At 67.3% G+C, this 23,812-nt stretch carries 17 protein-coding genes and 1 pseudogene; 10 read left to right on the top strand and 8 right to left on the bottom strand.

Annotation, left to right across the window (positions count from 1 at the left end; genetic code table 11):
• Positions 1 to 130 precede the first annotated feature (130 nt).
• The 4 genes from AC1D1G_RS08055 (at position 131) to AC1D1G_RS08040 (ending at position 6,767) form a co-directional block, all read left to right on the top strand.
• Positions 131 to 778 (top strand): HemK2/MTQ2 family protein methyltransferase, encoded by a 648-nt coding sequence (locus AC1D1G_RS08055; RefSeq protein ID WP_477951675.1) that lies wholly within the window; start codon positions 131 to 133, stop codon positions 776 to 778.
• 133 nt (positions 779 to 911) lie between these two features.
• Positions 912 to 5,378 carry an amino acid adenylation domain-containing protein gene (locus AC1D1G_RS08050; RefSeq protein WP_477951674.1) on the top strand — a complete coding sequence of 1,489 codons (4,467 nt, stop codon included), beginning with the start codon at positions 912 to 914 and terminating at the stop codon, positions 5,376 to 5,378.
• A gap of 191 nt (positions 5,379 to 5,569) precedes the next feature.
• The gene (locus AC1D1G_RS08045) at positions 5,570 to 6,040 is read left to right on the top strand and encodes a DUF2231 domain-containing protein (RefSeq protein WP_477951673.1); all 471 of its coding nucleotides are present in this window, start codon (positions 5,570 to 5,572) and stop codon (positions 6,038 to 6,040) included.
• A gap of 34 nt (positions 6,041 to 6,074) precedes the next feature.
• On the top strand, positions 6,075 to 6,767 hold the full coding sequence (locus AC1D1G_RS08040; RefSeq protein ID WP_477951672.1) for a response regulator transcription factor: 693 nt from the start codon (positions 6,075 to 6,077) through the stop codon (positions 6,765 to 6,767).
• Here AC1D1G_RS08040 and AC1D1G_RS08035 read toward each other — a convergent pair.
• Positions 6,733 to 8,124 (bottom strand): sensor histidine kinase, encoded by a 1,392-nt coding sequence (locus AC1D1G_RS08035; RefSeq protein ID WP_477951671.1) that lies wholly within the window; start codon positions 8,122 to 8,124, stop codon positions 6,733 to 6,735. The two genes, AC1D1G_RS08040 and AC1D1G_RS08035, sit on opposite strands and share 35 nt — an antisense overlap.
• A 197-nt stretch (positions 8,125 to 8,321) precedes the next feature.
• Between AC1D1G_RS08035 and AC1D1G_RS08030 the strand changes: the two genes are divergently transcribed.
• Positions 8,322 to 9,155 (top strand): SGNH/GDSL hydrolase family protein, encoded by an 834-nt coding sequence (locus tag AC1D1G_RS08030; RefSeq protein ID WP_477951670.1) that lies wholly within the window; start codon positions 8,322 to 8,324, stop codon positions 9,153 to 9,155.
• Between the two features lie 82 nt (positions 9,156 to 9,237).
• Here AC1D1G_RS08030 and AC1D1G_RS08025 read toward each other — a convergent pair whose 3' ends face one another.
• The 3 genes from AC1D1G_RS08025 to AC1D1G_RS08015 all read right to left on the bottom strand — a co-directional run bounded on the left by AC1D1G_RS08025 (position 9,238) and on the right by AC1D1G_RS08015 (position 11,701).
• Positions 9,238 to 9,999: a COG4705 family protein gene (locus AC1D1G_RS08025; protein ID WP_477951669.1), complete on the bottom strand. Its 762-nt coding sequence runs from the start codon at positions 9,997 to 9,999 to the stop codon at positions 9,238 to 9,240.
• Between the two features lie 110 nt (positions 10,000 to 10,109).
• Complete coding sequence (locus AC1D1G_RS08020) at positions 10,110 to 10,814, bottom strand: DedA family protein (protein WP_477951668.1); 705 nt, start codon at positions 10,812 to 10,814, stop codon at positions 10,110 to 10,112.
• Entirely contained in the window at positions 10,811 to 11,701 is an 891-nt protein-coding gene (locus tag AC1D1G_RS08015) for a phosphatase PAP2 family protein (RefSeq protein ID WP_477951667.1), read from the bottom strand. Before AC1D1G_RS08015 ends, AC1D1G_RS08020 begins: the two co-directional genes overlap by 4 nt.
• A gap of 368 nt (positions 11,702 to 12,069) precedes the next feature.
• Here AC1D1G_RS08015 and AC1D1G_RS08010 point away from each other — a divergent pair, with 368 nt between their 5' ends.
• The 3 genes and pseudogenes from AC1D1G_RS08010 to AC1D1G_RS08000 all read left to right on the top strand — a co-directional run bounded on the left by AC1D1G_RS08010 (position 12,070) and on the right by AC1D1G_RS08000 (position 14,528).
• Positions 12,070 to 12,447, top strand: a complete 378-nt coding sequence (locus AC1D1G_RS08010) for a CD225/dispanin family protein (protein WP_477951666.1) — start codon at positions 12,070 to 12,072, stop codon at positions 12,445 to 12,447.
• 177 nt (positions 12,448 to 12,624) lie between these two features.
• Positions 12,625 to 13,413 (top strand): hypothetical protein, encoded by a 789-nt coding sequence (locus AC1D1G_RS08005; protein WP_477951665.1) that lies wholly within the window; start codon positions 12,625 to 12,627, stop codon positions 13,411 to 13,413.
• Between the two features lie 135 nt (positions 13,414 to 13,548).
• Positions 13,549 to 14,528: pseudogene (locus AC1D1G_RS08000) on the top strand (VWA domain-containing protein).
• 172 nt (positions 14,529 to 14,700) lie between these two features.
• Here AC1D1G_RS08000 and AC1D1G_RS07995 read toward each other — a convergent pair.
• The gene (locus AC1D1G_RS07995; RefSeq protein WP_477951701.1) at positions 14,701 to 15,336 is read right to left on the bottom strand and encodes a rhomboid-like protein; all 636 of its coding nucleotides are present in this window, start codon (positions 15,334 to 15,336) and stop codon (positions 14,701 to 14,703) included.
• A gap of 90 nt (positions 15,337 to 15,426) precedes the next feature.
• Positions 15,427 to 15,801 carry a hypothetical protein gene (locus AC1D1G_RS07990; protein ID WP_477951664.1) on the bottom strand — a complete coding sequence of 125 codons (375 nt, stop codon included), beginning with the start codon at positions 15,799 to 15,801 and terminating at the stop codon, positions 15,427 to 15,429.
• Positions 15,802 to 16,153: 352 nt separating this feature from the next.
• On the opposite strand from AC1D1G_RS07990, the gene AC1D1G_RS07985 reads away from it, so the two are divergent.
• Complete coding sequence (locus tag AC1D1G_RS07985) at positions 16,154 to 17,452, top strand: alpha/beta hydrolase (RefSeq protein ID WP_477951663.1); 1,299 nt, start codon at positions 16,154 to 16,156, stop codon at positions 17,450 to 17,452.
• A gap of 152 nt (positions 17,453 to 17,604) precedes the next feature.
• Here AC1D1G_RS07985 and AC1D1G_RS07980 read toward each other — a convergent pair whose 3' ends face one another.
• Positions 17,605 to 18,417, bottom strand: a complete 813-nt coding sequence (locus AC1D1G_RS07980; RefSeq protein WP_477951662.1) for a polysaccharide deacetylase family protein — start codon at positions 18,415 to 18,417, stop codon at positions 17,605 to 17,607.
• Between the two features lie 473 nt (positions 18,418 to 18,890).
• Between AC1D1G_RS07980 and AC1D1G_RS07975 the strand changes: the two genes are divergently transcribed.
• Positions 18,891 to 19,592, top strand: coding sequence for an MspA family porin (locus tag AC1D1G_RS07975; protein WP_477951661.1), 702 nt, complete (start codon positions 18,891 to 18,893; stop codon positions 19,590 to 19,592).
• A 1,341-nt stretch (positions 19,593 to 20,933) separates the two neighbouring features.
• Here AC1D1G_RS07975 and AC1D1G_RS07970 read toward each other — a convergent pair.
• A complete protein-coding gene (locus AC1D1G_RS07970; RefSeq protein WP_477951660.1) occupies positions 20,934 to 23,585 on the bottom strand; it encodes an FtsX-like permease family protein in 2,652 nt (883 codons plus the stop codon).
• Positions 23,586 to 23,812 lie beyond the last annotated feature (227 nt).

The raw sequence follows: 23,812 nt of genomic DNA, 5'->3' as shown, positions 1-23,812 counted from the left end.
CGAGGTCAAAGGGTGTCGACGCTCACGCCGCGGCCGCGGTTGTCAAGCGCATGCCCTGGAGTTTGTATAGTCTCATCGGCGCTCGGAACGACCTCTGGAGCGGAGTCTAAATAGTGACGAGGGGGCTCTGGTGCTGGTGCGACTTCCTGGGGTATACCCCGCGCAGCATGATTCATGGGCGTTGGTCGAAGCTCTGAAACAGGAGGCTCTCGGGCCCGATTCTCGAGTGCTCGATCTGTGCGCCGGTACCGGCATTGTGAGTGTGCGGGCAGCGGAAGCGGGTGCCGGGCAGGTGACGGCGGTTGACCTGTCGCGGCGCGCGTGGGCGACTACGTGGATGAACACCCGACTGCACGGTCGTTCGGTGCGAGTGGTGCGCGGTGACCTCACCGAGCCTGTCCGCGGCGAGCGTTTCAATCTGGTGGTGTCCAATCCGCCCTACGTACCCGCCGAGAATGACCGGGTGCCGGTCAGCGGGATCGCACGATGCTGGGATGCGGGCAAGGACGGTCGCGCGTTGCTCGACCGGATCTGTCTGCAGGTCCCGGACGTTCTCGCGGCCGGCGGGGTGCTGCTGCTCGTGCAGTCCTCATTTAGTGGGATCGAGAAGTCCCAGACGATGCTCGAAGAACAGGGTCTGCGCGTCAATATTGTGTCGCGGGTCGATATCCCTTTCGGGCCGGTGCTCGCGGCCCGAAGGGACATGCTCGTCCAGCGTGGGGTGATCGATGTGGGGCAGCACTGCGAGGAGCTTGTCGTGCTGCGGGCAGTCAAGTGAGGGGTGGTGTGGGTGCCGTCGCCCCGACTCTGACGCCCCACTCGTCGCGTCGAGTCGAAGACTCGACATCCTCGCCGGCACCGCCCGCTGTGGTTGGACACAGACCAGATGCGACGAGATCCGCGAGGCGAATGTGATCACCGGTAACGACCTGCCCGGGCCGGGGGCGCGCGTGATTCCTCTGACGGCGGCGCAGCGCTCCATATGGTTCGCCCAGCAACTCACCCCCGACGTCCCGTACGTGATCGCCCAGTACGTGGAGCTTCGCGGACCGGTCGACCTCGACCTGCTGGCCGAGGCCAGCGAGCAGGCACGCCGCGAACTGGGCGGAGGATTCATCAAGCTCGTCGACGTCGACGGGCACCCGCACCAGGTCCTGGGCACGACGTCGGCGAAACCGGTGCCCGTGGTCGACTTCCGTGGCGACTCCGTCGAGGCGGCCCAGGCGTGGATGCGGAACGAGAGCACCGCGTCCATCGACATGTACGGCGAATCGCTGATTGTCTCGCACATCCTGCAACTGGCTGACGAGCACTTCTACTGGTATTCGCGGGCCCACCACATCGCGTTGGACGGGTATGCGGCGATGATGTCGATGCGCCGGGCGGCCGAACTGTATGTCGCCGCGATCGATGGCGTCGAAGCGCCTCGGCGCCAGGTGATCGACCCGGAGCGGATAGTGCAGGAGGATGCGGAATATCGGTCCTCCCCCCGGTTCGGTCGCGATCGTGACTACTGGCAACACCAGGTGCAGAAGCTTCCCCCCGTGGTCAGCCTCACCTCACACACAGCGCCACCCGGTGCCACGGTTCGGGTGGCCAGTGATTCCCTTGTGCTGGATGCCCCTTCGAGCCGGGGGCTCGCGCACGGAAACGGCCATAATCCGACGGCGCTGATCGTGGCCGCGTTCGCCGCGTACCTCGCCCGGATGACCGGTGTCGACGATGTCGTCCTGTCACTGCCGGTCTCGGCACGCACCTCGGCCCGGCTCCGGGCCGCTGGCGGTTCGGTATCGAACGTTCTTCCGCTGAGGCTGGAGGGAATCGGAGCTACCACGGTGGGCGGCGCGATCGGGGTGGCCCGAACGGCGTTGACGACAGCACTGCGCCATCAACGGTATCGCCGGGAGGATATTGGGCGTGAGATGGGCTCGGAGGGAGGCGGTCTGGCGTATTTCGGGCCGGTACTCAACCTCATGCTGTTCAAGCAGGAGATCACGCTCGGCGCGGTGACCGGCCGGGTGCGGGTGTTGACCACCGGGCCGACCGCGGATCTGGCGGTCAACATTTACCCCGGACTCGCGGATTCGCTCCCCCGTGCCGATTTCGAGGGCAATCCGTCGCTGTACGACGAAGCGGAACTGCGCAGCCATCACCGCCGATTCACCACCTTCCTGGCATCGTTCACCGCGGCGACCGCGGCGAATCTCTCAGTCGCCGATCTCGACCTGTTCGCCGAGGGCGAACGCGAACAGTTCACACCGGCCAGCGGCCTGACGGACAGTGATCCGGTCACGCTCGATCGGCTTCTCACGGCGACGGTCGAATCCCACCCGGAGGCCGTCGCCGTCCGCGACCGCGGACGCACGGTGTCCTATGCCGAACTCGACCATCGTGCTAACCAGATCGCCCGGACCCTGATCGGGCACGGACTCGGACCGGAAGACCTGGTTGCGGTAGCGGTGCCGAGGTCGTACGAGTCGGTCCTGGCGCTGTGGTCGGTCGCGAAGACCGGCGCCGCGTATGTGCCCGTCGATCCCACTCATCCGGTCGAGCGGATCGCCTATACCGTCGGCGACTGCGGCGCCGCGGTGGGACTCACCGTGTCCACCGAGGTCGGGCATCTGCCCGAGACCGTCCGGTGGCTGACCCTCGACGACGGCCACATCACGGGCGGTGATCCTGGCCTGGGCTCTGCGGCAGTGGCGGACCGGCACCGTGTCCGTTCGTTGCGGGTCGAGCACCCCGCGTACGTGATCTACACCTCCGGGTCCACCGGACGGCCCAAGGGGGTAGTTGTCACCCACCAGGGTCTGGCCAACCTCGCCCAGGAGATCCGCGACAACTACGCGGTGTCCGCCCATTCGCGTGTGCTGCATTTCGCCTCCCCCAGCTTCGACACCGCGCTGGTCGAGGTTCTCGCTGCGTGCCTCGCCGGCGCCACACTGGTCGTGGTCCCGCCGGAGGTGTATGGCGGGCAGGAGCTGGCGGCGCTGCTGCGCGCCGAACACATCACCCATCTGCTGTCGACGCCGTCGGCGTTGGCGACCGTGGACCCGACCGGGCTCGACGACATACAGCTCGCGCTGGTCGGTGGTGAAGTGTGCCCGCCGGAGCTGGTGCGGCGCTGGGCCGGCGGGCGGATGCTGCGCAACGCGTATGGGCCCACCGAAACCACCTGCAGCGTCACCCTGACCGACCCGATCGCACCGCACGACAAAGTGACGATCGGATCCCTCATGCGCGGGGTGAGCGCCGTCGTACTCGACCACCGACTACGCCCGCTGCCACCGGGCGCGGCCGGCGAGCTCTACCTCGCCACCGCGGCGGTGGCCCGCGGCTACCACCAGCGGCCGGCGCTGACCGGATCACGGTTCATCGCGAACCCGTTCGGCAAACCCGGATCCCGCCTATTCCGCACCGGCGACCGGGTCCGCTGGACCGCCGAACACACCCTCGAATTCCTGGGCCGCACCGACGAACAGGTCAAGATCCGCGGGTTCCGCATCGAACTCGGCGAGATCAACACCGCACTGCACCAACACAGCGAGGTCACCTTCGCCACCACGGTCGTGCACCAGAACCCGGCCGGTGACCCGGCCCTCGTGTCCTATGTGATGCGTCGACCGGAGGCGGCGATCACACCGGAGACGCTGAAAGCAGAAGTGGCCCAGTTCCTTCCGGACTACATGGTTCCGGCATCGATCATGGTCCTGGACACGGTTCCGCTGACACCGACCAAGAAACTCGACCGCAGCGCCCTTCCCGCGCCCGAGTTCGGCTCCTCCCCTGCATCTCGTCGCGACCCGGCGACGGCCGCCGAACGCAGTGTCGCCGACGTGTTCGCCCGAATACTCGCCGTGCCCGCGGTGGGGGCGGACGATTCCTTCTTCGACCTCGGCGGAGACTCCCTGTCCGCCACCCGGGTGGTCGCGGTGATCAACGCCGAACACGGCACCACCCTCGGGGTGCGGGAACTCTTCGACACGCCCACCGTGGCCGCGCTCGCGCAGGTCGTCACCGAAGCCGGTGCCCACCGGGCTGACGGCGACCGTGCACCCCGCCCGCAGTTGCGTGCCGTCACGGTGCCCAATCGCGCGCCGCTGTCGCCGTCGCAACAGTTCATCGACCGCACAATCACCACACCCGCGCTGTTCAACATTCCGTTCACCGTCAGGGTGGTCGGCGAACTCGACACCGACGCCCTGCGGCTGGCTACCGCGGACGTCATCGAGCGGCACCGATCGCTACGAACGGTGTTCCCCGACTCCCCCACCGGACCCCACCAACGGGTGCTTGACGTCGCCGACGCATTGCCCGATCTCGCCCCCGCGAAGATCCCGGCCCGAGACGCCGACGAACCGATAGCGCGTCTCCTCGAGACCGGGTTCGATGTGCGCGAGCAACCACCGCTGCGGGCCGGGATCTTCGCGCTGACCCCTCGCGAGCACATCCTGGCGTGCGTCATCCACCACATCGCGGCCGACGGCTGGTCGTTGGCGTTGCTGGCCCGCGATCTCGTCGCCGCGTACACCGCCCGCGCCGCGGGCGCGGCCCCGGAGTGGGCGCCCGCCGAGGTGCAGTACGCGCAGTACAGTGTGTGGCGGCGTGAACTCCTCGGCGCCGAGTCCGACCCCGAGAGCCTCGCATCACGCCAAATCGACTACTGGGAAACGGAATTGGCGGGTCTTCCCGGCGAACTCTCGTTGCCGACCGACCGCCCGCGACCACAAAAGTGGTCATTCGGGGCTGGACGCGAGAGCTTTCAGATCGATCAACGCACCCATCGCGCCCTGCTGACCCTCGTCCACCATCAGCACGCCTCGCTGTTCACTGCCCTGCGGTCGGCGGTGGCCATGCTGCTCGTGCGCCTGAGCGGGGACCGCGACATCGCCATCGGAACCCCCGTCGCGGGCCGCGGGGATCCCGCGCTCGACGACGTGGTGGGCATGTTCGTCAACACCATCGTCCTGCGGACCCGCCTCGAGCCGGGCATGAGTTTCACCGAGGTCATCGACCAGTCCCGCGATGTGGAACTGCGTGCCCTCGCCCAGTCCGAGGTGCAGTTCGAGCGGCTGGTCGAGGTGCTCGATCCGCCGCGCTCCCCCTCTCTGCACCCGTTCTTCCAGGTCGCGGTGTCGCTGAACAACTTCACGCCCGCCACCTTGACCGCCGAGACGTTGCGCTTCGAGATCAGCCCCCGGCCCCTCGACATCGCGAAATGCGATCTGCACTTCCATTTCACCGAACGCCACGACACCGACGGGCAGCCCGCCGGCATCGACGCCGAACTGGTGTTCTCCACGGACCTGTTCGACGCCTCCACCGTCCGGTCGTTCATCGAGGGCCTGCAGGCCGTCCTCGCGGAGATCACGACCTGAACTCTGCGCGACCCGGGTCTGCCGGCCGATCCCGACCGGAACCGCGGTCGGTCCGGGACGTGATCGTCGATGGCACGGCTACGGCTGGGACCCCATCGGCCGACGAGTGGGCTCGAGCGGTGAGGTCTCGGCGTCGGCAGGTTCGACCGGGCCTTCAGCGCTTTCTCAGCGCCGGCCACGATACTGGCGTCATGTCCACTGTCAGCGGCTTGCCCGTCCACGTGCTGCTCGTTCATTTCATCGTGGCCCTGGCTCCACTGACAGCGATCCTGGTCATCGTGTGCGGTGTGTGGCCCGCAGCCCGACGTCGACTCGTCTGGCCCACCCTCGTCCTCGCCGCCGTGATCACCGTGTTGACTCCGCTGACCACCGACGCCGGCGAATGGCTCGAGAAGCACGTCGCCAGGTCGGCTGCCGTGCACACCCACACCGAGCTGGGCGACACGATGATCTACTTCTCCGCCGCCCTTCTCGTGGCTGCACTGGCGGTCGCCGCGGTCCATCTCCGCGAGCGAACGACGAACCCGTCCCGTGCACTTACGCTGATCGTCGCCGCCCTCGCGCTGGTCGTGGGAACAGGGACCATCGTTCAGGTCTACCGAATCGGCGAATCGGGTTCACGCGCCGCCTGGGGCGACGTCATCCCCACCACCGCCCCGTAACGTCGACCGAATAGTGGCAGAAAGCGGCAGTCTGATGAGGGTGTTGGTCGTCGAGGACGAAGCTCGGTTGGCGAGTGTGGTGCGCCGTGGCCTCGAATTCGAGGGTTTCGTGGTGGTCACCGCCGCTACCGGTGAGGACGGTCTCTGGCGCGCCACCGAGGACACCTTCGATGTGATCGTTCTCGACATCATGCTGCCGGGAATCAACGGATATGAAATTGTCCGTGCACTTCGCGCCAAGCAGATCTGGACTCCGATTTTGATGCTGACCGCCAAGGACGGTGAGTATGACCAGGCCGACGCGTTCGATCTCGGTGCCGATGACTACCTGGTCAAACCGTTCTCTTTCGTGGTGCTCGTCGCCCGCCTGCGCGCGTTGGCGCGCCGCGGCGCACCAGCGCGCCCGGTGTTGCTCACCGCGGGCGATCTGAGCCTCGACCCGGCGCGGCGACGCGTCATGCGTGGTAACGAAGAGTTGGCCCTGACTCCCCGCGAATTCGGGGTCCTCGAGTTCCTGTTGCGTCACCCGGACACTGCCCTGACGAAGGGCGAGATTCTGCGCAACGTGTGGGACGCGCATTACGACGGTGACGAGAATATCGTCGAGGTGTATGTCGGTTATCTCCGCCGGAAGATCGACGCACCGTTCGGCGCGCACACCATCGACACGGTCCGCGGCGTCGGATATCGGCTCACGACAGCTCAGCCGGAGTCGCCGGAAGGGTGACCACGACCTGTACCCCGCCCGCCGCGCTCTCCTCGATCCGCACCGAACCTCGGTGGGCGGACACGATTTCCGCGACGATGGCCAAGCCGAGGCCGGAACCGCCGCGGTCGCGTTCACGGGCGTTGTCGAGTCGCACGAACCGTTCGAAGACGCGGGCCCGGTCGGGCTGCGGGATGCCCGGCCCGTCGTCGGACACCGTGATCTGCGCGGTGGTCCCGCGGCGCGAGACCTCCGCGTGCACAGCATGTGCGGCGAACCGGACGGCGTTGTCGATGAGGTTGCGCACTACCCGCTCGAGCTGGGTGAGGTCGCCGCGGATCCGCACGGGGGTCAACGAGGCGGTCACCGTTTTGCCGGTCTTGCCTCGGGCGCGGTGGACCTCGGTGTCCACCACGTCGTCGAGGTCCACGTCGCCGAGCCGCAGCGGCAGGCCGCGCTCGTCGGCGCGGGCAAGCAGCAGCAGATCGTCGACCAGCAGGTGCATCCGGGTGACCTCGGGCAGCAAGGTGTCCCGTACGAGTTCGCGGTCGAGTAGTTCTGGGCGGGCATCGGCCAGTTCCAGGGCCATGGTGACGGTGGCCAGTGGGCTGCGCAGCTCGTGTGATGCGTCGCCCACGAATCGGCGTTGCGCGGTGTGGCCGGCCTCGATGCGGGTGAGCATGTCGTTCATCGTCCGCGCCAGCGCCGCGATCTCGTCCCGGGGTGTGGGCACCGGAATCCGTTCGCCGAGGTCGGTACTCGAGATCGTGGCGACTTGGGTGCGGATGTGTTCGACCGACCGCAGCGAGCGCCGTACCAGCTTGTAGGTCACCACTGCGGCGACGAGGGCGATGACCGGACCGCCGAGGGCGAGAAGCCCACCGACCGTGGCGAGGGTGGCTTCCACCGGTTCCTCGCTCGCTCCGACCAGGACGGTGTATTCACCTCCGACGCCGCGGGCGCCCTGCACGGTGATCCGCAGATCCGTCCCGTGTTCGGCCCGCCCGGTCAGTCCCGGCACCGGCGAACCGCCGGCAGGTGGCCGCACATCGGTCGCTGGGGCGCCGGGGTCGGTGTCCGATGTCCGCACCACCTGCCCGGCCGGGTCGATGACCTGAACGAGCGCGATGCGTTGATTGGTGTCGAGTAGCTGAGCGTCGAGGTCGGCGGGTGGGTCCGACCGCAGGCTGGTGGTGATGTCCTGGGCTCGGGCGGTGGCGGCGTCGTCGAGGGCCGAGAGCAGGGACCGGTCCAGTACGAACAGCAGTGCCGTCGCCCCGAGCGCCAGGGCGATGGTCACGACCGCACCGGCGGCCAGCGCGGATCGGATCGCCAGCCCCCACAGCGACGGTCTGAGCCACTCGGGTACGGATCTCATGCGGCCATCATCCGCTATCCGTCCTCTCCGGGACGCCGGTGGCAACCGTCGGAACGGCTGACACCAAACGGGTCGGTGCTCTTCTTCTCAGCGTCCTCACAGCGGGGCGGGCAGACACTGACGGTGTGGGAACGCCGCAACGCCGGAGTCGGGCACCGTTCTGCACGCGGACTGTCCAGACGGCTCTGGTGGGGGCCATGGCCGCGCTCGCCGTCCTGTGGTCCGACCCGGCGATGGCCGATCCGGTCACGGACTCGACGATCCGCTACGTCGCCATGGGCGATTCCCGCGCCGCGGGTCCATACCTGGCGCCGATCTCGCTGCACGACGGTTGCTTCCGGTCGGTCGAGGGATATCCGGGGGTTGTTGCCCGGGCGCTGCACGCCGACTCTTTCACCAACGTTGCCTGTTCGGGCGCGACAACCGAGAATCTCACTACCACGTCCCAATCCACCGCCACCGGTGCGGTACCACCGCAGATCGATGCCCTGCGACCCGATACGACGCTCGTCACAGTCAGTATCGGCGGCAACGACATCGCGTGGCAGTCCCTGGTGGCGCCGTGTTACGCCACCGTCCCGGGCACCGATGCGCACTGTCGCACCGACCCGGAGACCATCGGTGGAATGAATTCCGCACTCGCCGCGCTGGAGCCGAAGGTGTCCGCGGCACTGGCCGCCATCGAACAACGTGCCCCGTGGGCCCAGGTGCTGCTCGTCGGTCACGGCGGCATCTTCGGTGCCAGCGGTTGCTGGCCGAACATCCCCATCAGCGACGCCGACGCAGCCTGGATCTCGGGCTTCTTTGTGAGGATGAATCAGGTTCTCGCCGCCGCGGCCACCACCACCGGCGCCCGGTTCGTGGACATCGCGACCGCCGCCATCGGACACGATGCCTGCGCCGGACCCGATCAGCGATGGTTCGAAGGCCTGATCCCGCAGTCTTTCGCCCAGTCGTTGCACCCCACCACCGCCGGAATGCGGGCGATCGCCGCCCGCGTCCTCACCGGCTCGGGTGCATCCCCCGAGTAGGCACGCCGCTTTTCGGGTGTTTCCTCCTTTGACGGGGGATGAAATCGCGGAACCCCTCACACTCGGATGGGCGCTCAGGCAGTCAGGAACGTTCGTGCACGGGCTCCCGCTCGGCTGCGGTCTGCTGGTGACGCAGATGGGTGTAGACGATCAAGGCCAGCAGGATCGCAGCCAGGACCGCCGACGACCCGACAGTGCCGAGCTCGAGACCACCCTTGTCGTGCGGCTTGCTGAACAGATCTCCGACGGTGGCCCCCAGCGGGCGGGTGAGCACGAACGCAGCCCAGAACAAGACGGTGCCCGAGATGCGGGTGAAGTAGTGCGCCAGCAGGATCAGAGCCATCAGCACACCGATCACCGCGGCTCCGCCGGCGAAGCCGAGACCGGAGCTGTCGGCGAGAAAATCCCCGATTGAGGTACCGAGAGTGTTGGAGAACAAGATCGCGATCCAATAGAGCATCTCACCGCGAAAGGTGGTGATCTGTTCGACGTCGAACGTCTCTCCGCACCGGCTCCAGATGGCGAACACACAGGCCAAGCAGGTGATCAGCAGGAGGGAGCCCTTGGCGTAGCCGAGGCCGGCGGACCGGTTGAGGAAGTCGGACATGGTGGTGCCCGCGGTGCTGGTGGAGACGATCACCGTCCAGTAGAGCGCGGGATGGAACTTCTTCGCTTTCATCTGCGTGATCAGGCTGACGAGGAACAGGGAGATGAACAGCACCGAGGCGACGGCGTAACCGACGTCGAGGGTTTGGGCGAGCAGGTCGCCGCCGGTCTCCCCGAGGGTGGTGGCGGCAATCTTCATGATCCAGAAGACCGCGGTCACCTGTGGCAGCTTCTTCATCGACCTCCAATCCGTGCGGAGCGCACCCGCCGACACTTGCATCCGGGCAGGCCGAGGACGAGGTCGGTGGGGAACGAGGTGGTCGGGAATGTCGTTGTGACCGTCGAGGTTCATCGGGTGAACGGTGCGCCGGGACGGGCGCACTGGCCCGGCTCACCGGTGGGCGTCGGGATGCTGTCCGGTTGAAGGACCGCACCCTGTCCTCGACGCCGGGCCCGCAGACCGTTGATCAACAGCGGCAGAATCGACACCAGCACGAGGGCGATCAGAATCACCTCGATATGACCGCGGACGAATGCGATTCCGCCGAGCAGGTAGCCGAGGACCGGCACCCCGACTCCCCAGGCAATGCCGCCGATGACGTTGTAGACGGCGAAGGTTCGGTACGGCATCCCGGACGCGCCGGCCATCACCGGTGCGATCGTGCGGGCGACGGGAACGAACCGGGCCAACAGGATCGTGCGCGGCCCGTAGCGGTCGAAGAACCGCCGCGACTGCTCGAGTTGTTTCGGACCGATCCGCTTGGCGCTGGGCCTATGAAACACCGTGTACCCGGCCCGTCTGCCGATCAGAAACCCGAGTTGGTCACCGACGATCGCCGCGGCCGGGACGGTGAGCAGCAGCAACCACAACGGCGCGAACGGATGCGACTGGGCGGCGAAGACACCGGCCGTGAACAGCAACGAGTCGCCCGGCAGGAAGAAGCCGACGAGCAGACCGGTTTCGATGACCACGGCGCCGAGGACGCCGAGCAACCCCAAGGCACCCAGCAGCGTCGACGCGTCCAGTAAGCCAAGTCCCAGTGCCACATTCATGCCGCGTATCCCATCGTCGTCGGGTCGCTGCGACCCGAGTGCGTGTAGTTCTCGTCCGTACTCGCAGCCACCCGGGCGCGGGTCCGGTCCATCCAGGTCGTGTAGAGCGCCCCGCCGATCACCGCGGCGAGGCCACCGAGGAGCATCCCGCCGATCACGTCGGTCAGCCAGTGTTCACCGAGGTACAGGCGGGTCACCGACACCACCACGGTCACCGCCGCAGCCAAGATCAGCAACAGGGCGCGACGGGTCGGCGACAGGGCGTACCCGAACATCACGGCAGCCATCGTGAACAACGCCATCGCCCCGGTCGCATGCCCGGACGGAAACGAATGGTCCGTCTCGAGCAACACCTGGGACACGATCGGCGGGCGAGCGCGCCCGACAACGGATTTCGTCACGGTGGAGGCCAGTGCCGCCGCACCGACGGTCCCGATGAGAATCAGCGCAGGGATCGGTGAGCGGGTTCGCCGCGACAGCACCGCGCCGATCACGACCGCGGCGATGATGGTGCCCGCCGGACCGCCGGCGTCGGTCACCGCGATGGCCGGTGCGGTCACCCAGTCCGACCGGTGTCCGGTGAACCAACCCAGCACCGCCGGGTCCGCACCGGTCACCCAGCCCCCGGCCCTGACCTGATAGGCCAACGCGGCGAATGCCGCCGCCAATCCGGTGCACTGCACGGCGATCGCCGCCGCGGCCGGACCCCGGCGATCACGTTGTAGGCTCCGCCAGACCGACCCACCCAGGAACAACGCCGCACCCCCGACCAACACGGCCAAGGCCAGGGTCGTGGCACCGCCCTGATGGATATCGGCAACCACCTCGTGGGCCCGCCCGACCAGATTGGAATGAATCGGTGCACCGTGCGCCGACGCCAATGACACCGGGGGTTGTATTGCTTCTCTCACACCCGCAGTATCAGTGTCGGCCGCTGTGGAGCCGCTGAGAGCGGGACGGCGATCACACCCAGCCAGCCCGGGAGGGTGAATTTTCGGCCACGAGAGGCGCATGGTCCCCGGCGTTCCTCGGCCGCAACCCGACACCGACGGTGTTGCGGCCGCAGAGAAGCCTTCCGTCCCTGTTGGACGGGCCGGGGCGGCAAGTGTGACAGCGGGTCCGTCACCGCCGCGGTTTACCGCCCGCGCATGCCGGTACCTCGTTCGCAGCTCTCAGCCAATCCTCAGCGTGGCAGACGTACCGTCGAATCGGGTTTCCTTATGACGGATGCCCTTATGACGGATACGGAGTCACCATGGTCAATCCAGCATCCGAACCTGCGCCGGACGATCGGCCCACCCGAAGCGGCCCCGCCGCCGACGCAGCCGCGGTCCCATCGGTCCGGTCGCGACCCACCAGCAACGCCGGTTGGGCGGTGGCGTCATTGCTGTTCTTCTGGCCGCTGGCGTTCTCGGCCTTCCACCACGCATTCGAGGTCTACCCCAGATGGGTGGACGGCGATATCGACGGCGCCGAATACGCCTCCCGCCGGGTACGCAAGCTCGGGCAACTGGCGCTGTGGATCTTCGGTGGCTTGCTGCTGCTGGCGATCGTCCTCTACGCGATCGCCGCGATTGTTCTGATCGCGCACGGCGGCGAGGGAGGCGACTGGCACCACCACATGCGCGAATGACCCCGCGAGAAATACTCTGCAGTGACCGATGAACCGGCGTGCACCCTCGAGTCGGGGAAGCGAGGTGCCCACGCTCCCCCGACGACACCCGATCAGGACACGGAAAGTCCCTCTGCGCTACCCGCTCTCAGCGTTTCCACAGCACCCGCGCATCAGACTGGAAGGGTGTCCGGCACTGTGCCCCTTGTTCGGGAGATGGTCACCGAGGTCGTGACCGAGACCGCGACGATGGAGATCGCTCTCACGGTCCTCGGGATCGCCCTGGCGGTGTTCGTCGCCGGGATGGTCGTCGCCGGGTCCGGACAGGCGAGCGGGCTGCGCACCGCGGCGTTGGCCCTGGCGCTGGGCATTGTCAGCATTCACCTCCGCGACGGTGGTTGGCTGACCGGCGCCGACCGCTCCATCACCTCCGTGCTGGCAGCGCACCACAGAGCAGGACTCGATCACCTTGCCACCGTGGGCATCGCGCTCGGCACCCCGGCGGTTGCGATCGCCGCGGCCGCGGTGGCCGGGATCGTGCTGATCCGGCGCGGTCGGCCGGTGCCGGTTGCCTCGATCATGCTGGGTGCAGTGATGGCCGCCCTGTTCGCGGGCGCCGCCCTCGACACCGTGCTCGGGCCGGACCGGGCAGTTGCCGGCGTGCGACACGTCGACACCGGGAACGCGGTGCTGTCGAACCTCACCGGGACCGCCACGGTGCTGGGTATGGCGGCGGTGATCGCCGGTATCGGCCGCAGCCGCACCCGCCGGGCGGTGCTGGCCGCCGCCGTGATCATCGCCGTCGTCGCTCTCGTCGGTACCCGCCTGTATGCCGGGATGCCCCTGACCGAGGTGGCGGCGGGAGTGCTGGTCGCGGCGATGTGTCTGACGGTGGGGCACGCCGGGCTGGTGGCGTTCGCCTCTCGGGTGCCACCCGGCACCCTCGGAGCGGTTCCCGAGCCCGGGTTCGTACCGGCTCCTGGATGATCCACCGGAATCGGGGGCTCGTCACCCTCGGCCCGTCGAGTTGCGGCAAGTGATTGTGCGGCAGGTGATAATGATGCCGAACCGATGATGGCCTCGCAGATCGCGGCGGGCGGTGTCAGGTACCGGAGGTGAGACATGAGGTTCTCCGGTCTCGCCACACCGGGGTGGCTGGCATTCGCCGCCGTGGTGGCCGCGCTGTCGATCGGTTACCTGTGGGTACATCGTCTGCGGCGTAAATACACTCTGCGGTTCACCAATCTGGAACTACTCGAGACCGTCGCACCGACCCGGCCCAGATGGTCGCGGCACGTTCCACCGACATTGCTACTGGTGGGACTGCTGCTGCTGACCGTCGCCATGGCCGGACCCTTGGCGCAGACCAGAGTTCCGCGCAACCGCGCCACGGTGATCCTCGCGATCGACGTGTCACTGTCGATGCGCGCAACAGACGTGCCGCCGTCTCGGCTCGCCGCAGCCCAGGCCGGCGCAAAAACGTTCGCGGACAACCTCACCCCCGGCATCAACCTCGGACTGGAGGCGTTCGCGGGGACGGCGTCGATGCTGGTCTCACCGATTACCGACCACACCGCAACCGACAACGCTCTCGACCATCTGCAACTCGCCGAACGGACCGCGACAGGGGAAGCGATCTTCACTGCCCTGCAGGCGATCGACACCCTCGCCGGCGTACTCGGTGGAGGCAGTGCGCCGCCACCGGGACGGATCGTCCTCGAATCCGACGGCAAGCAAACCGAGCCCACCGATTTGAACGATCCGCGCGGCGCGTTCACCGCGGCACGTCTTGCGAAGGAGCACAACGTCCCCATCTCCACCATTTCCTTCGGCACCACTGCCGGTGCGATCGACCTCAACGGAAGCCACATCCCCGTCCCGTCGACGACGAGTCTCTGCGGCGGATCGCGGAGTTGTCCGGTGGCTCGTTCTTCACCGCAACCAGCGCGGACGAGCTCCAAGCCAGCTACCAGAACCTGCAACAGCAGATCGGCTACGAAACCCACCTCGGCGACGCCAGCCGACCATGGCTGATCCTCGGATCCATCCTGATCGCGGTGGCAGCCGGCACCGCACTCGTTCTCAACCAACGCCTACCCTGAGCACGCGGACCGCTGCGAGCACCCGCCCACGGCACCGTGGTCGGCGACCGGATACCAGGGCACTCCAGCGTCGACACGGCAATCCACTCGGGCAGCGCGGCGAAGGACGATCCATCCGGATTCAGGAGACCGCCCTCATTCTCCGTACACGGAGCACCGCCCCGCCCGGGGATCACGTGCTCCTGTGTGAGCGAACCAGCGGATAGCACCCCAGACCGAGAAGTGCCGCGGTGAAGTGTCCGATCGCCGTGAAGTTCAGGTCTACGACAAGCGGGACGGCGAAGAACACGAGCACTGCTGCGACATAGGGGTAACGCCACGGCGGGGCAATCCGGTAAGTCAGCACCGCGATCACTCCGGCCAGTCCGTAACTGACACCGATGTCGAGGGTGTCGACCGCCGACGCGGGGGCGTGGCCATGGCGAATGGCCCAGTACAGCGCCCCCTCGCTGAGGTAGGTCGCGCCGACGTGCGCGATCACCACCACGCACAACCACCGCAGTGTCCCCAGCCACCGCTCCGCCGGGACGTGGAAGACGTTGAACGAAATGAAGTAGGTGATCCATCCGCCGCCGGCGAGCCAGAAGGCACTCGAGATCAGTACCCGGACGGGATCCTCGGCGAGATGATGCAAGTTGGTCGATCGATCGCCCAGTACCTGGGCGAGGACATCCGGTGGCAGGTTCCTCATCACCACGGACGTCACGAGCAGGATCGCCAGCCAGATGTAGGTCCCGGGTGCCCGCCGAACGTACATCCACGCTGCCCGCGGAAAGGATCGCAGGCGTGAGGAGATGGCGACGTCCATCAACTCAGTGTGCACCGGATCGTCCTGGCCGCTGAACCGGAGTGATGGCTCTGTGTGTCGGTCACGCGTCAGACCGCTCCGTATCTCGGTTCAATGCGGATCGGGCGCAGGTCGGACCGCGACGCCTTCGACCCAAGTCTCTTTCTGACCACCGCAGCGCATGACGACCGTGTAGGAGCTTCCTGCAGGAATGCTGGTGAGCGTCACAGTGCGAGTCCTATTCGGCGCCAGGCTGACCTCTTGCGAAGCGATCGACCTTTTCGATTGATCCAGCACGCCGACATCACAGTCTCGCGCGGTGTTGTCACCCTTGGCGGTCACAGTCACCTTGCCCGGTCCGCCGACTGCGGTCATCGTCGCGTCAGCCGATGCCGCTCCCGCTGCCAGCCCGGCAAGCGGGACGGCCGCCACGAGTGTTGCGAGGAGGAAGCGTGAGCCCCTCTTGACTGTCGTGTTCGTGTTCATGATGGTCAGTCCCCATATTTCGGGACGGCCATGAAACCGTCACAGAGGGCACCTCTCGACCGATGTCGTCCTGGCGTATTCGTGACCGTCGCGTGGATGTCCGGGATCCGCTGTGGCGGCTCGAGGACAGATCGAGGCTCGGTCCACCTTCATCGTAGGCCGGGCCCTCACAGCCGAATCCGAATTCTCAGGAACTCCACAGGTCGGCGGGCCCCCTCCCCCCTCTCCCCGCGACCGTCTCGGATGTCCGCACACTATTGGCGGAGGAGCGGTCCGGGGCGGTTGGGTCTGCGACCACGAGTAGAACGGTTGGTAGCGAGATCTCAGGAATTCAGGAATTCTGCAGGGGCACATGTTGACCGATCTGTCGTTGCTGTCGGGGCCGGTCCCATTCGTGGTCGCCGCCACGGGTGCGGCGGGAGGTGTGTGGTTGTTGACCGGGCGCGCGGGGTGGTTTCGGCGCCGGGCGATACCGCTGTGCGCCGCCGCGGCGGGAGTACTCACCGGTTGCCTCTGGTTCTGGGTGGAGCGATTGTGGCGTCCACTTCCCGACCCGATACCCCTCACCGTCTACCTGTGGACGGCCCTCGCCCTGTGGGCGGTGACGTTGCTGGTCCCCCGCATTCTCACCGTCCCCCGCCGTGCATGGGCGGCGGCGGTGTCGGTGGTTGCCGCCGTCGCCGTGGTCGCGGCCTGCGCAGTACAGATCAACCTGTTCTTCGCGGCCTACCCCACGGTCGGCGCAGCCATGGGGTTCGAGCATGTGACCCGCATCGACTTCCAGGCAGTTCCCCCGCCCGTACCGGCACCGATCTCGGGCCGACCCCTCGAATCCGTCTGGACGCCACCGGCGGACATGCCGCATTCTGGCAAGCTGACCTCGGTGACCATCCCCGGGGACCGTTCCCGGTTCTCCGCTCGGCGCGCCGAAATTTACCTTCCTCCCGCCTATTTCACCGATCCACGACCGCAGCTACCAGTTCTCGTCCTCCTGGCCGGTCAACCCGGCCAACCGAGAGACTGGCTCACCGGAGGCAGGCTCGGCACCACCATGAACAACTACGCCCGCGACCACGGCGGGCTCGGACCCGTCGTGGTGGTCGCCGACGCGACGGGATCGACCTGGGGAAACCCGCTCTGCTTCGATTCGCCACTCGGAAATGCCGCAACCTACCTCGCCGAGGACGTGCCCGCCTGGACCAAGGCCCATCTTCAGGTCGACCCCGACCCGGCCGCGTGGGCGATCGGCGGCCTGTCGTTGGGCGGAACCTGCGCGCTGCAGATGGCCACCAACTACCCCCAGACATATCCAACTTTCCTGGACCTCTCCGGAGACCCGGAGCCCACCCTCGGCGATCATCAACGCACCCTGGACGCCGCGTTCGGAGGCAATCAGGCCGCGTTCACTCGGGTCAATCCCCTCGATCTGCTTGCCGAACATCGCTATCCCGGCTCGGCCGGTGTCTTCGTGGTCGGTAGCCACGACGACGAACTCAAGCCGGCGATCCGTAAAGCCTGTGACGCCGCCCGGCAGGCGGGGATGGACGTCACCTACACGGAGGTTCGCGGCGGCCACAACTTCGCCGTGTGGGCCGCCGCACTCGCCACCGAGATGGACTGGCTTGCCACCCGGCTGGGGCTCACAACCTGACCGACCCCCCGGTGCTGCGGCGGCGACCCTGACCGGGACTGCGGTGCGAAACAGGCGTAGGTGTCGGTGAGTGGGCGCCGGCCCCGGTGTGGGGAGATCAGTTTCCGCCGCGGTGCCGGGATCCGGGACGGATCCGAACAATCCGCATTCCGCTACGGTTCGACGAAGACGTCGTTGAGGGTGACGGTGCGCAGGTTTCGGTTCCGGATGATCTCGACGAGTTGCGGGTAGACGTGGGTGACCGGCAGGTAGTTGAGATGGCCGATGACGATTGCCTGCGGGGTGAAGTACTGGTTGGCCATCTGAAGGATGTAGTCCTCGGTGATCAGCGAGGAATCTGACAGCGAGCCGTACCACAGGGTCGGGACGGTGTAGCCGAGGTCGGCGGCAACGGCGTCGACGGTGGCATTGTGTTTTCCGTAGGGCGGCCGGAAGTAGGGTGCGGCGTCGACGCCGTACGTCGTTTTCAGGAATTTGTGATTCTTGGTGAGTTCGTCGGCGATCCGACTCTTCGACACGGTCGTCAGGTCCGGGTGGGACCAGGTGTGGTTGCCCAGCTGGATCTGACCGCGCTCGACCAGTGGTCGCAGGAGTACGGCGTTGTCGGTCCACGAGTCGTATTGGCCGTTGACGAAGTAGGTGAGACGGACCCCGGTGTCCTTCGCGAACTGGGTGTAGAGCCGGACCACGTCGCTGTTGACGCCGTCATCGACGGTGAGCGCGAGGAGGTCGCCGTTGCCGGGCAACGCTGTCAGGGTGCCGCCGCCGGGTAACTGGATGCGGGACCCGGCCGGCGGTGGCGGGAGTACCGCCGGTGGCGGGGATGCTGCCGGTGCCGGAGGAATGCCCGGATCGGCGGGGGCGGGGACGGCGGTGCCCGGGGTTTCGGCGGTGCTGATGCTGCACCCGGCCGCCGCGCCGGCGACGGTGGCCGCGGCGAGAGTGAGGAATTGGCGTCGATCCACGGCCGCATTGTAGGGGTGTGCGATAAACGTCGATGGTGTGCGACGCGGACTCCACCAGTGCGGTCCCCGTCACCATGCCTGGGGGGTGCCTCCGTATTGGTTGCGGCGGACCGCAGCACGAGTTGCATCCCCTCGAATCGCGCATGAAGCTGAGATTCGTTCTCAGCGTTCTTTCAGCATGGAAAAGCTAGGCTTCCTCAGCTCACCTAGGACACAGCCATCTGTCCTCCGTCGCGCGCCGGGGGCGACGTGAGCCGGAGCCGCGTGTCCGCGGGACGTGCGCACTCTGCTAGGACCGAATCTCGTTGCCCAGCAACATTATGGGCTCCTGTAGGGTCTCGCCGTGCCACCGATCGGATGCGAAAAACATAGGTCGTGAACTTCTTATCAATACTGAGATTTGATGCGCCCCCTGTGGTTACGCTTCGCGTACTTCTTCATCTCTGTTTCGAAGCACTCTGAATGGGGTCGGCATGACGGACATCAGCACAACTCGCTCTGGATACAGATCATTCACCCGCGCAGTCGCAGTCGCAGGAATCGCCGTGCTCGCCATAGTCTTGGGCAACGGCACCGCCTCGGCCGGCGTGGACAATTCCAGCTCCGTCGTCGACGCGCGGGGCAATCGGATCGAAGTCCTGCAGGGCGACACGTCGTATCAGGTGGTCCCGCCGTTGGACGGTGTTCCCACCAGTGTCGAGTTCTTCCACAACGGTTACGCCGGGGTCAACATCACCGGCCCGAACGCGGCAGAGTTCAAGGGCACCAAGCTCACCGTCGGCTACCAGATCGGGTATCCGATCGCGTTGAGCGGCGCGACCATTGTTCTCAATTCGCCCGGGTTGGGGTTTGTGATCGGTTCGAGCAACGGGATCGATCTCGGACTCGTCCCGGCACCCACGTTGGATCTACACGCGGGCAGCAACGTCGGGCTCGCCGGTGACATCATCCCATCGCAGGAACTCGACATCGACCTGGCGCCGGGCGGTATCACCACCGTCCCGCTGCTGGAGAACCAGTCGTTCGACGGACCGGCGGCGTCGGTGCGGATGCAGGGAGTCCATGGTTCCATCTCCGGTGCGCTCGGTGCGGTCACCATCCGGCCGTACGCCACCGCCGTGACATCCAGCGGTGACACCGTCACGACGTACGGCATGCCGCAGAAGCTAAATTAGCGTTCGTCGTCCGGCGACCAGTGGTCCCGCGACGACACGAGAACGACAACAACTGGCCGACGCGACGGAAGTCGCGTCGGCCAGCTATTGCGTGGGCCGCACGGGGTGTGAAAACCGGACATGGTCGAGGCTCCAGTGTGAGCGTCGACTTCACCGGTTGTCGAAGCGGCGTTGAACGACAGCCGTTCCACCGACGGCCGCGAATAAGAGAAGCAACACCATCAGCACATTGATCATCGATGTCTCCGTTAAACAGGTTTGTCCGACCAGTTGGTCGGTTGCCGTCAACCTACACCGATGCAGCGCTTGCCCTTTCGTGTTTCTACTGACTCCGCGATCACTATTGTGCGGGCAGGGCGATCCCGCGCCACAGTACGACGCGGGTGCTGAGAAATCACTGAGAGAAGTCCGGTTTGCCCGTTGTAAGGCAACGCGCGGCAGCGTATCCGCCTGCACGCTGGTTGTGACGGAAGTCGGTACCGCACAGCTAGACAGGCCGTACGCCACGACTATCGGCAGAGCCTCGGTGTGGCACTTCACGACACCCGCGGCGAGACCGCAACGGCCGGAGTGTCACGCCGGCCCCGGTGAGGACATGACGCCGTGCGGGTCGAGTGGCATGTGGGGAGTCAGGCACCGGCTGTGTCCCGGAGTGGGGAAGTTCGGCGGCTCGTTCGCGGTTTAGACGGTGCCCCGCAATGACACAAAGGGGTTGCGAGAGCGAGGATTTCATAAGCACTCTGAACCGGTGGTCAGCGTTTTTGCGCGGAGTATGCCCTAGTCCCGCTGAGAGAATGTTGAGAACTGAGACGTCTCTGAGAAGACGAGAATCCGTCGCTTTTCGCCCATCGTGGACACGTAGGATTCAGGCTGTGCTGCAGTTCGCTGCAACCGATACGGCGGCACACGTCGGCCCCCGCTCACTGCCCCCTAGACGTGGTGGCGGGGGCCCTTCACACCTCGCCTGGCCTGTGGCGCAGTACACCAACTCCCCGGGCGCGGTGGAAATTCGGATCCTGGCACCGACCGACTTGGGCGCCAGCGACGCGGACCTCGTCGGCGGGCCCCGTCAGTCGGAGATCATTCCCTGGCGCACTCGAACATTCGGTACCAGAACAGGCTGCGGCCCCGCCGGTGGAGAAATCTGCGGCTCCGCTGGGGTGGTGTAGTAGCTGGGGCCGGAATCCGGCTCGCCCCGGCAGGTGAGCGTCCGGTGGAACAAGCCACGATCAAGCGCGGGGCGGGAACGCCCAGGGCGACCTTTTCGTCACCGAGCGCGGCGGTTCGGCTCCGTGCACACGCTGAGGCCGTCGCAGCCTGTCTCACGGCCGGTCGGGTCGGCTATTCGCGGAGCACGCTGATCGGATACCGGGCGGCCCTGTGTGCGGCGGCGACGGTGACGGCGGCGATGGCCGCGGCCGTCGCCGCCGTCACCAGGGTCAGATAGGCCCAGGGCACCGCGAGTGTCGCCGGGGGTGGGTCGAAGACCCCGGACAGCACCGCGACGAGCAGACGGGACAGGACCACACCGCCGATCACCCCGAGTACTGCCCCGCCGGCGGTGACGACGGCGGCCTCGGCGAGCACGATCGACGCAGTGTGACGACGGGTGCCACCGAGCGCGGTGACGATCGCGAAGGTGCGCCGACGCTCCGCGAACCCCGACGCCAGCATCAACGCCGACCCGGCCGCGGCGAGGACCGCGGCGTAACCCAGTTCGAGTCGGGTCAACCCCCGCAGATCGACGGAGGTGAGAGTGGATCCGACGGTGCCGCGCACCGTGGTGATATCGGTGACGGTGGCCCCGGTACCCACGGCATCGGACACCGCCTGACGCACCGCCGGGGTGTTGGCCCCACCGGTATCGATGAGGAACGCGCCGACCGCCGGGTTCGCGGTCACCTGGGCGAGGTAGGAGGCGTTGGCGACGAGGAAGCTGTCCTTCGGTGCCGTCGGGAACTCCTTGACCACCCCGATGAAGCGGAACGGCACGGTCTCGAACGCCGTAGTGGCGGCGTCCTGAATCCGCAGCTTCACCGGGTCGCCGGGGGAAAGTTGAAAGTCCGCCACGGTTTCGGCGCTGACCAGAACCCCGTCCGGTTGGGCGGCGAGGCGGTCCATCAGTTGTGTCGCGGTGCCGCCATCGAAGTAGCTGTCCTGCAGCAGCGCCGCACCGGTGATGGTGGTGGGATCGACACCGTACAGGTCCTGCAGGTCCGCACCGACGTAGGCGTAGCGGTGCTGGAGCGGTTCGACACCTCGGACGCCGGGAATCCGGCGCAACTGGCCCGCGAGGTCCGGTCCGATGGTGGCGGCGGGAGGTTCGGTGACGGTGACGTCGGCGCCGTTGGTCAACCGGGCGTCGACCTCGGCCTGTTGCCGGTAGGTGCTGTTGAACACCGCGGTCGAGACGGCGAACATCCCGGCCAACGCCACGACAGCGACCGACCGGGCGAGCGCGCGGCGATTGCGGGCGAGCATCGCCGCCACCGTGCTCGACAGCGGGCCCGCCAGCGGCCCCAACAGGGCTGCGACGAAGCGGCGGCCCCCGCCGAGGGTGAGATCGGCCAGGCGCAGTGTCAGCAGAGCTGTCCCGATCCACAGCAGCGCCGGTCCGGCGAAGGTCCAATAACTCACCGACAACGCGGTCACCCCCTCCGGCGCGAGCACCAGGGCGTACCCGGCGCGGCTGGTGACCCGGTAGACGGCGAACGCCGCGGCCAGCGCGAGGAAGTCGACCCCGGCCAGCCGCCACAGCGGGCGCCGGGTGCGGCCGATCGCGGCGCGTGCAGCGATCGCCGTCGAGAACCGCAGATCACGCAGGGCGGGAGTGAGAACGGTGACCGCCGTCAGCACCACACCCGCCGCAGCGGCCGAGAGCAACCAGGACAGGGACACCGGCGACCCCAACACCACGTGGTCGACAACGACTCCGGCCCCGGCGCCGACCACACCGCCGATCAGCCCCACCGCCACCGCCTCGGACGCTGCCACCGCGGTGAGCTGCCCGCCGCCGGCACCGCGGGCTCGCAGCAACCCCAACTCCTGGCGACGACGTGCCGCGCCGCCGGCAGTGATCACCGCGGCAAGGACCGCGGACAACGCGACACCGGGCAGACCCAGGAACAGAAACAGCACCTGCGAATACAGGGCGTCCTGGCGGGCCGCGTCGAGGGTGGCGCCGAGGTTGTCCCCCACCAGTGCGGCACCGGCGAGGGTTGCCTCGAGGTTGCGGGCGGTGCCGGTGTCGGCAGCGTAGGCGGCGGCCGGATCCGGCGGCAGATTCCGGTCCCGGCCGACATGCACCTGCGCACGCACCACCGCCGGATCGCCTCGCTGCCCGGGGGCGAAGAGGGCGTCGAACTCCCCGATAGGCAGCAGCAGCACATTGTCCGGGGGTCCCTGCGGCTGCGCGGAAGCCGGGGCGGCGACGGTCTGGAACAGTGAATCCGCTTGCGGCAGATCCACGACCGCGGCCACCGTCTCGGCGGCGGTGCCGCCGCCCGGCAACCGGACGGTGATCACCGACCCCACCGTCGCCCGCAGATTCGATGCGGTCTGCTGCGCCAGCAGCACCCCGGAGTCGGCTCCGCTGAGGGTGCGGATGGTGCCAGGAAAATGCTGCCGATACCGATCCGGGATACCGACGATGACCGCCGGCCCGGTGCTCACGGCGGCGCCCCCGGCGGCGGAGAGCCCGGCGCTGTCACCGAAGTGGACCGGGTCCGCCACCCGAACCCCCGGATAGGACCGGATCTGATCGAGGACGGTGCCGGGATCGGCGCCGGGCTGCACCTGGATCTGCCAGTCGACGGCAACCGCCTGGGTGGCCCGGTCGGTCATGGTGGCCTTGGACGCGGCAAGGAACCCGCCGAGGGCGGTGAGGAGACTGACCGCGATCGCGATACAGGCGGCGGCGCCGAGGAGTCGGCCGCGGCGGCGGCGCAGCAAGCCCGTCCCCCACATCCCCGCCAGGGCCAGGCTTGTGCTCATGGTGAATCGTCCCGGGTTTGATGCGCACCTTCTTTCTTGGGAAGGTAATCCTTATGCCGAATGTCTATCCAGCCGAGGTGCGAGAGAAGGCCGTGCGCCTGGTCCTCGAGCACCGTGGTGACTACGCCTCGGAATACGAGGCGATCCGCACAATCGCCGAACGGATGTCACTGAAGACGGAGACCGTACGGGTGTGGGTCCGCAAGGCCGAAGCGGCGGGCGATGGC

This window comes from Rhodococcus sp. P3_B8 (assembly GCF_056402775.1).
Note: the sequence above shows the minus strand (reverse complement) of the source record. Positions and strands in the feature narration are given on the sequence as shown.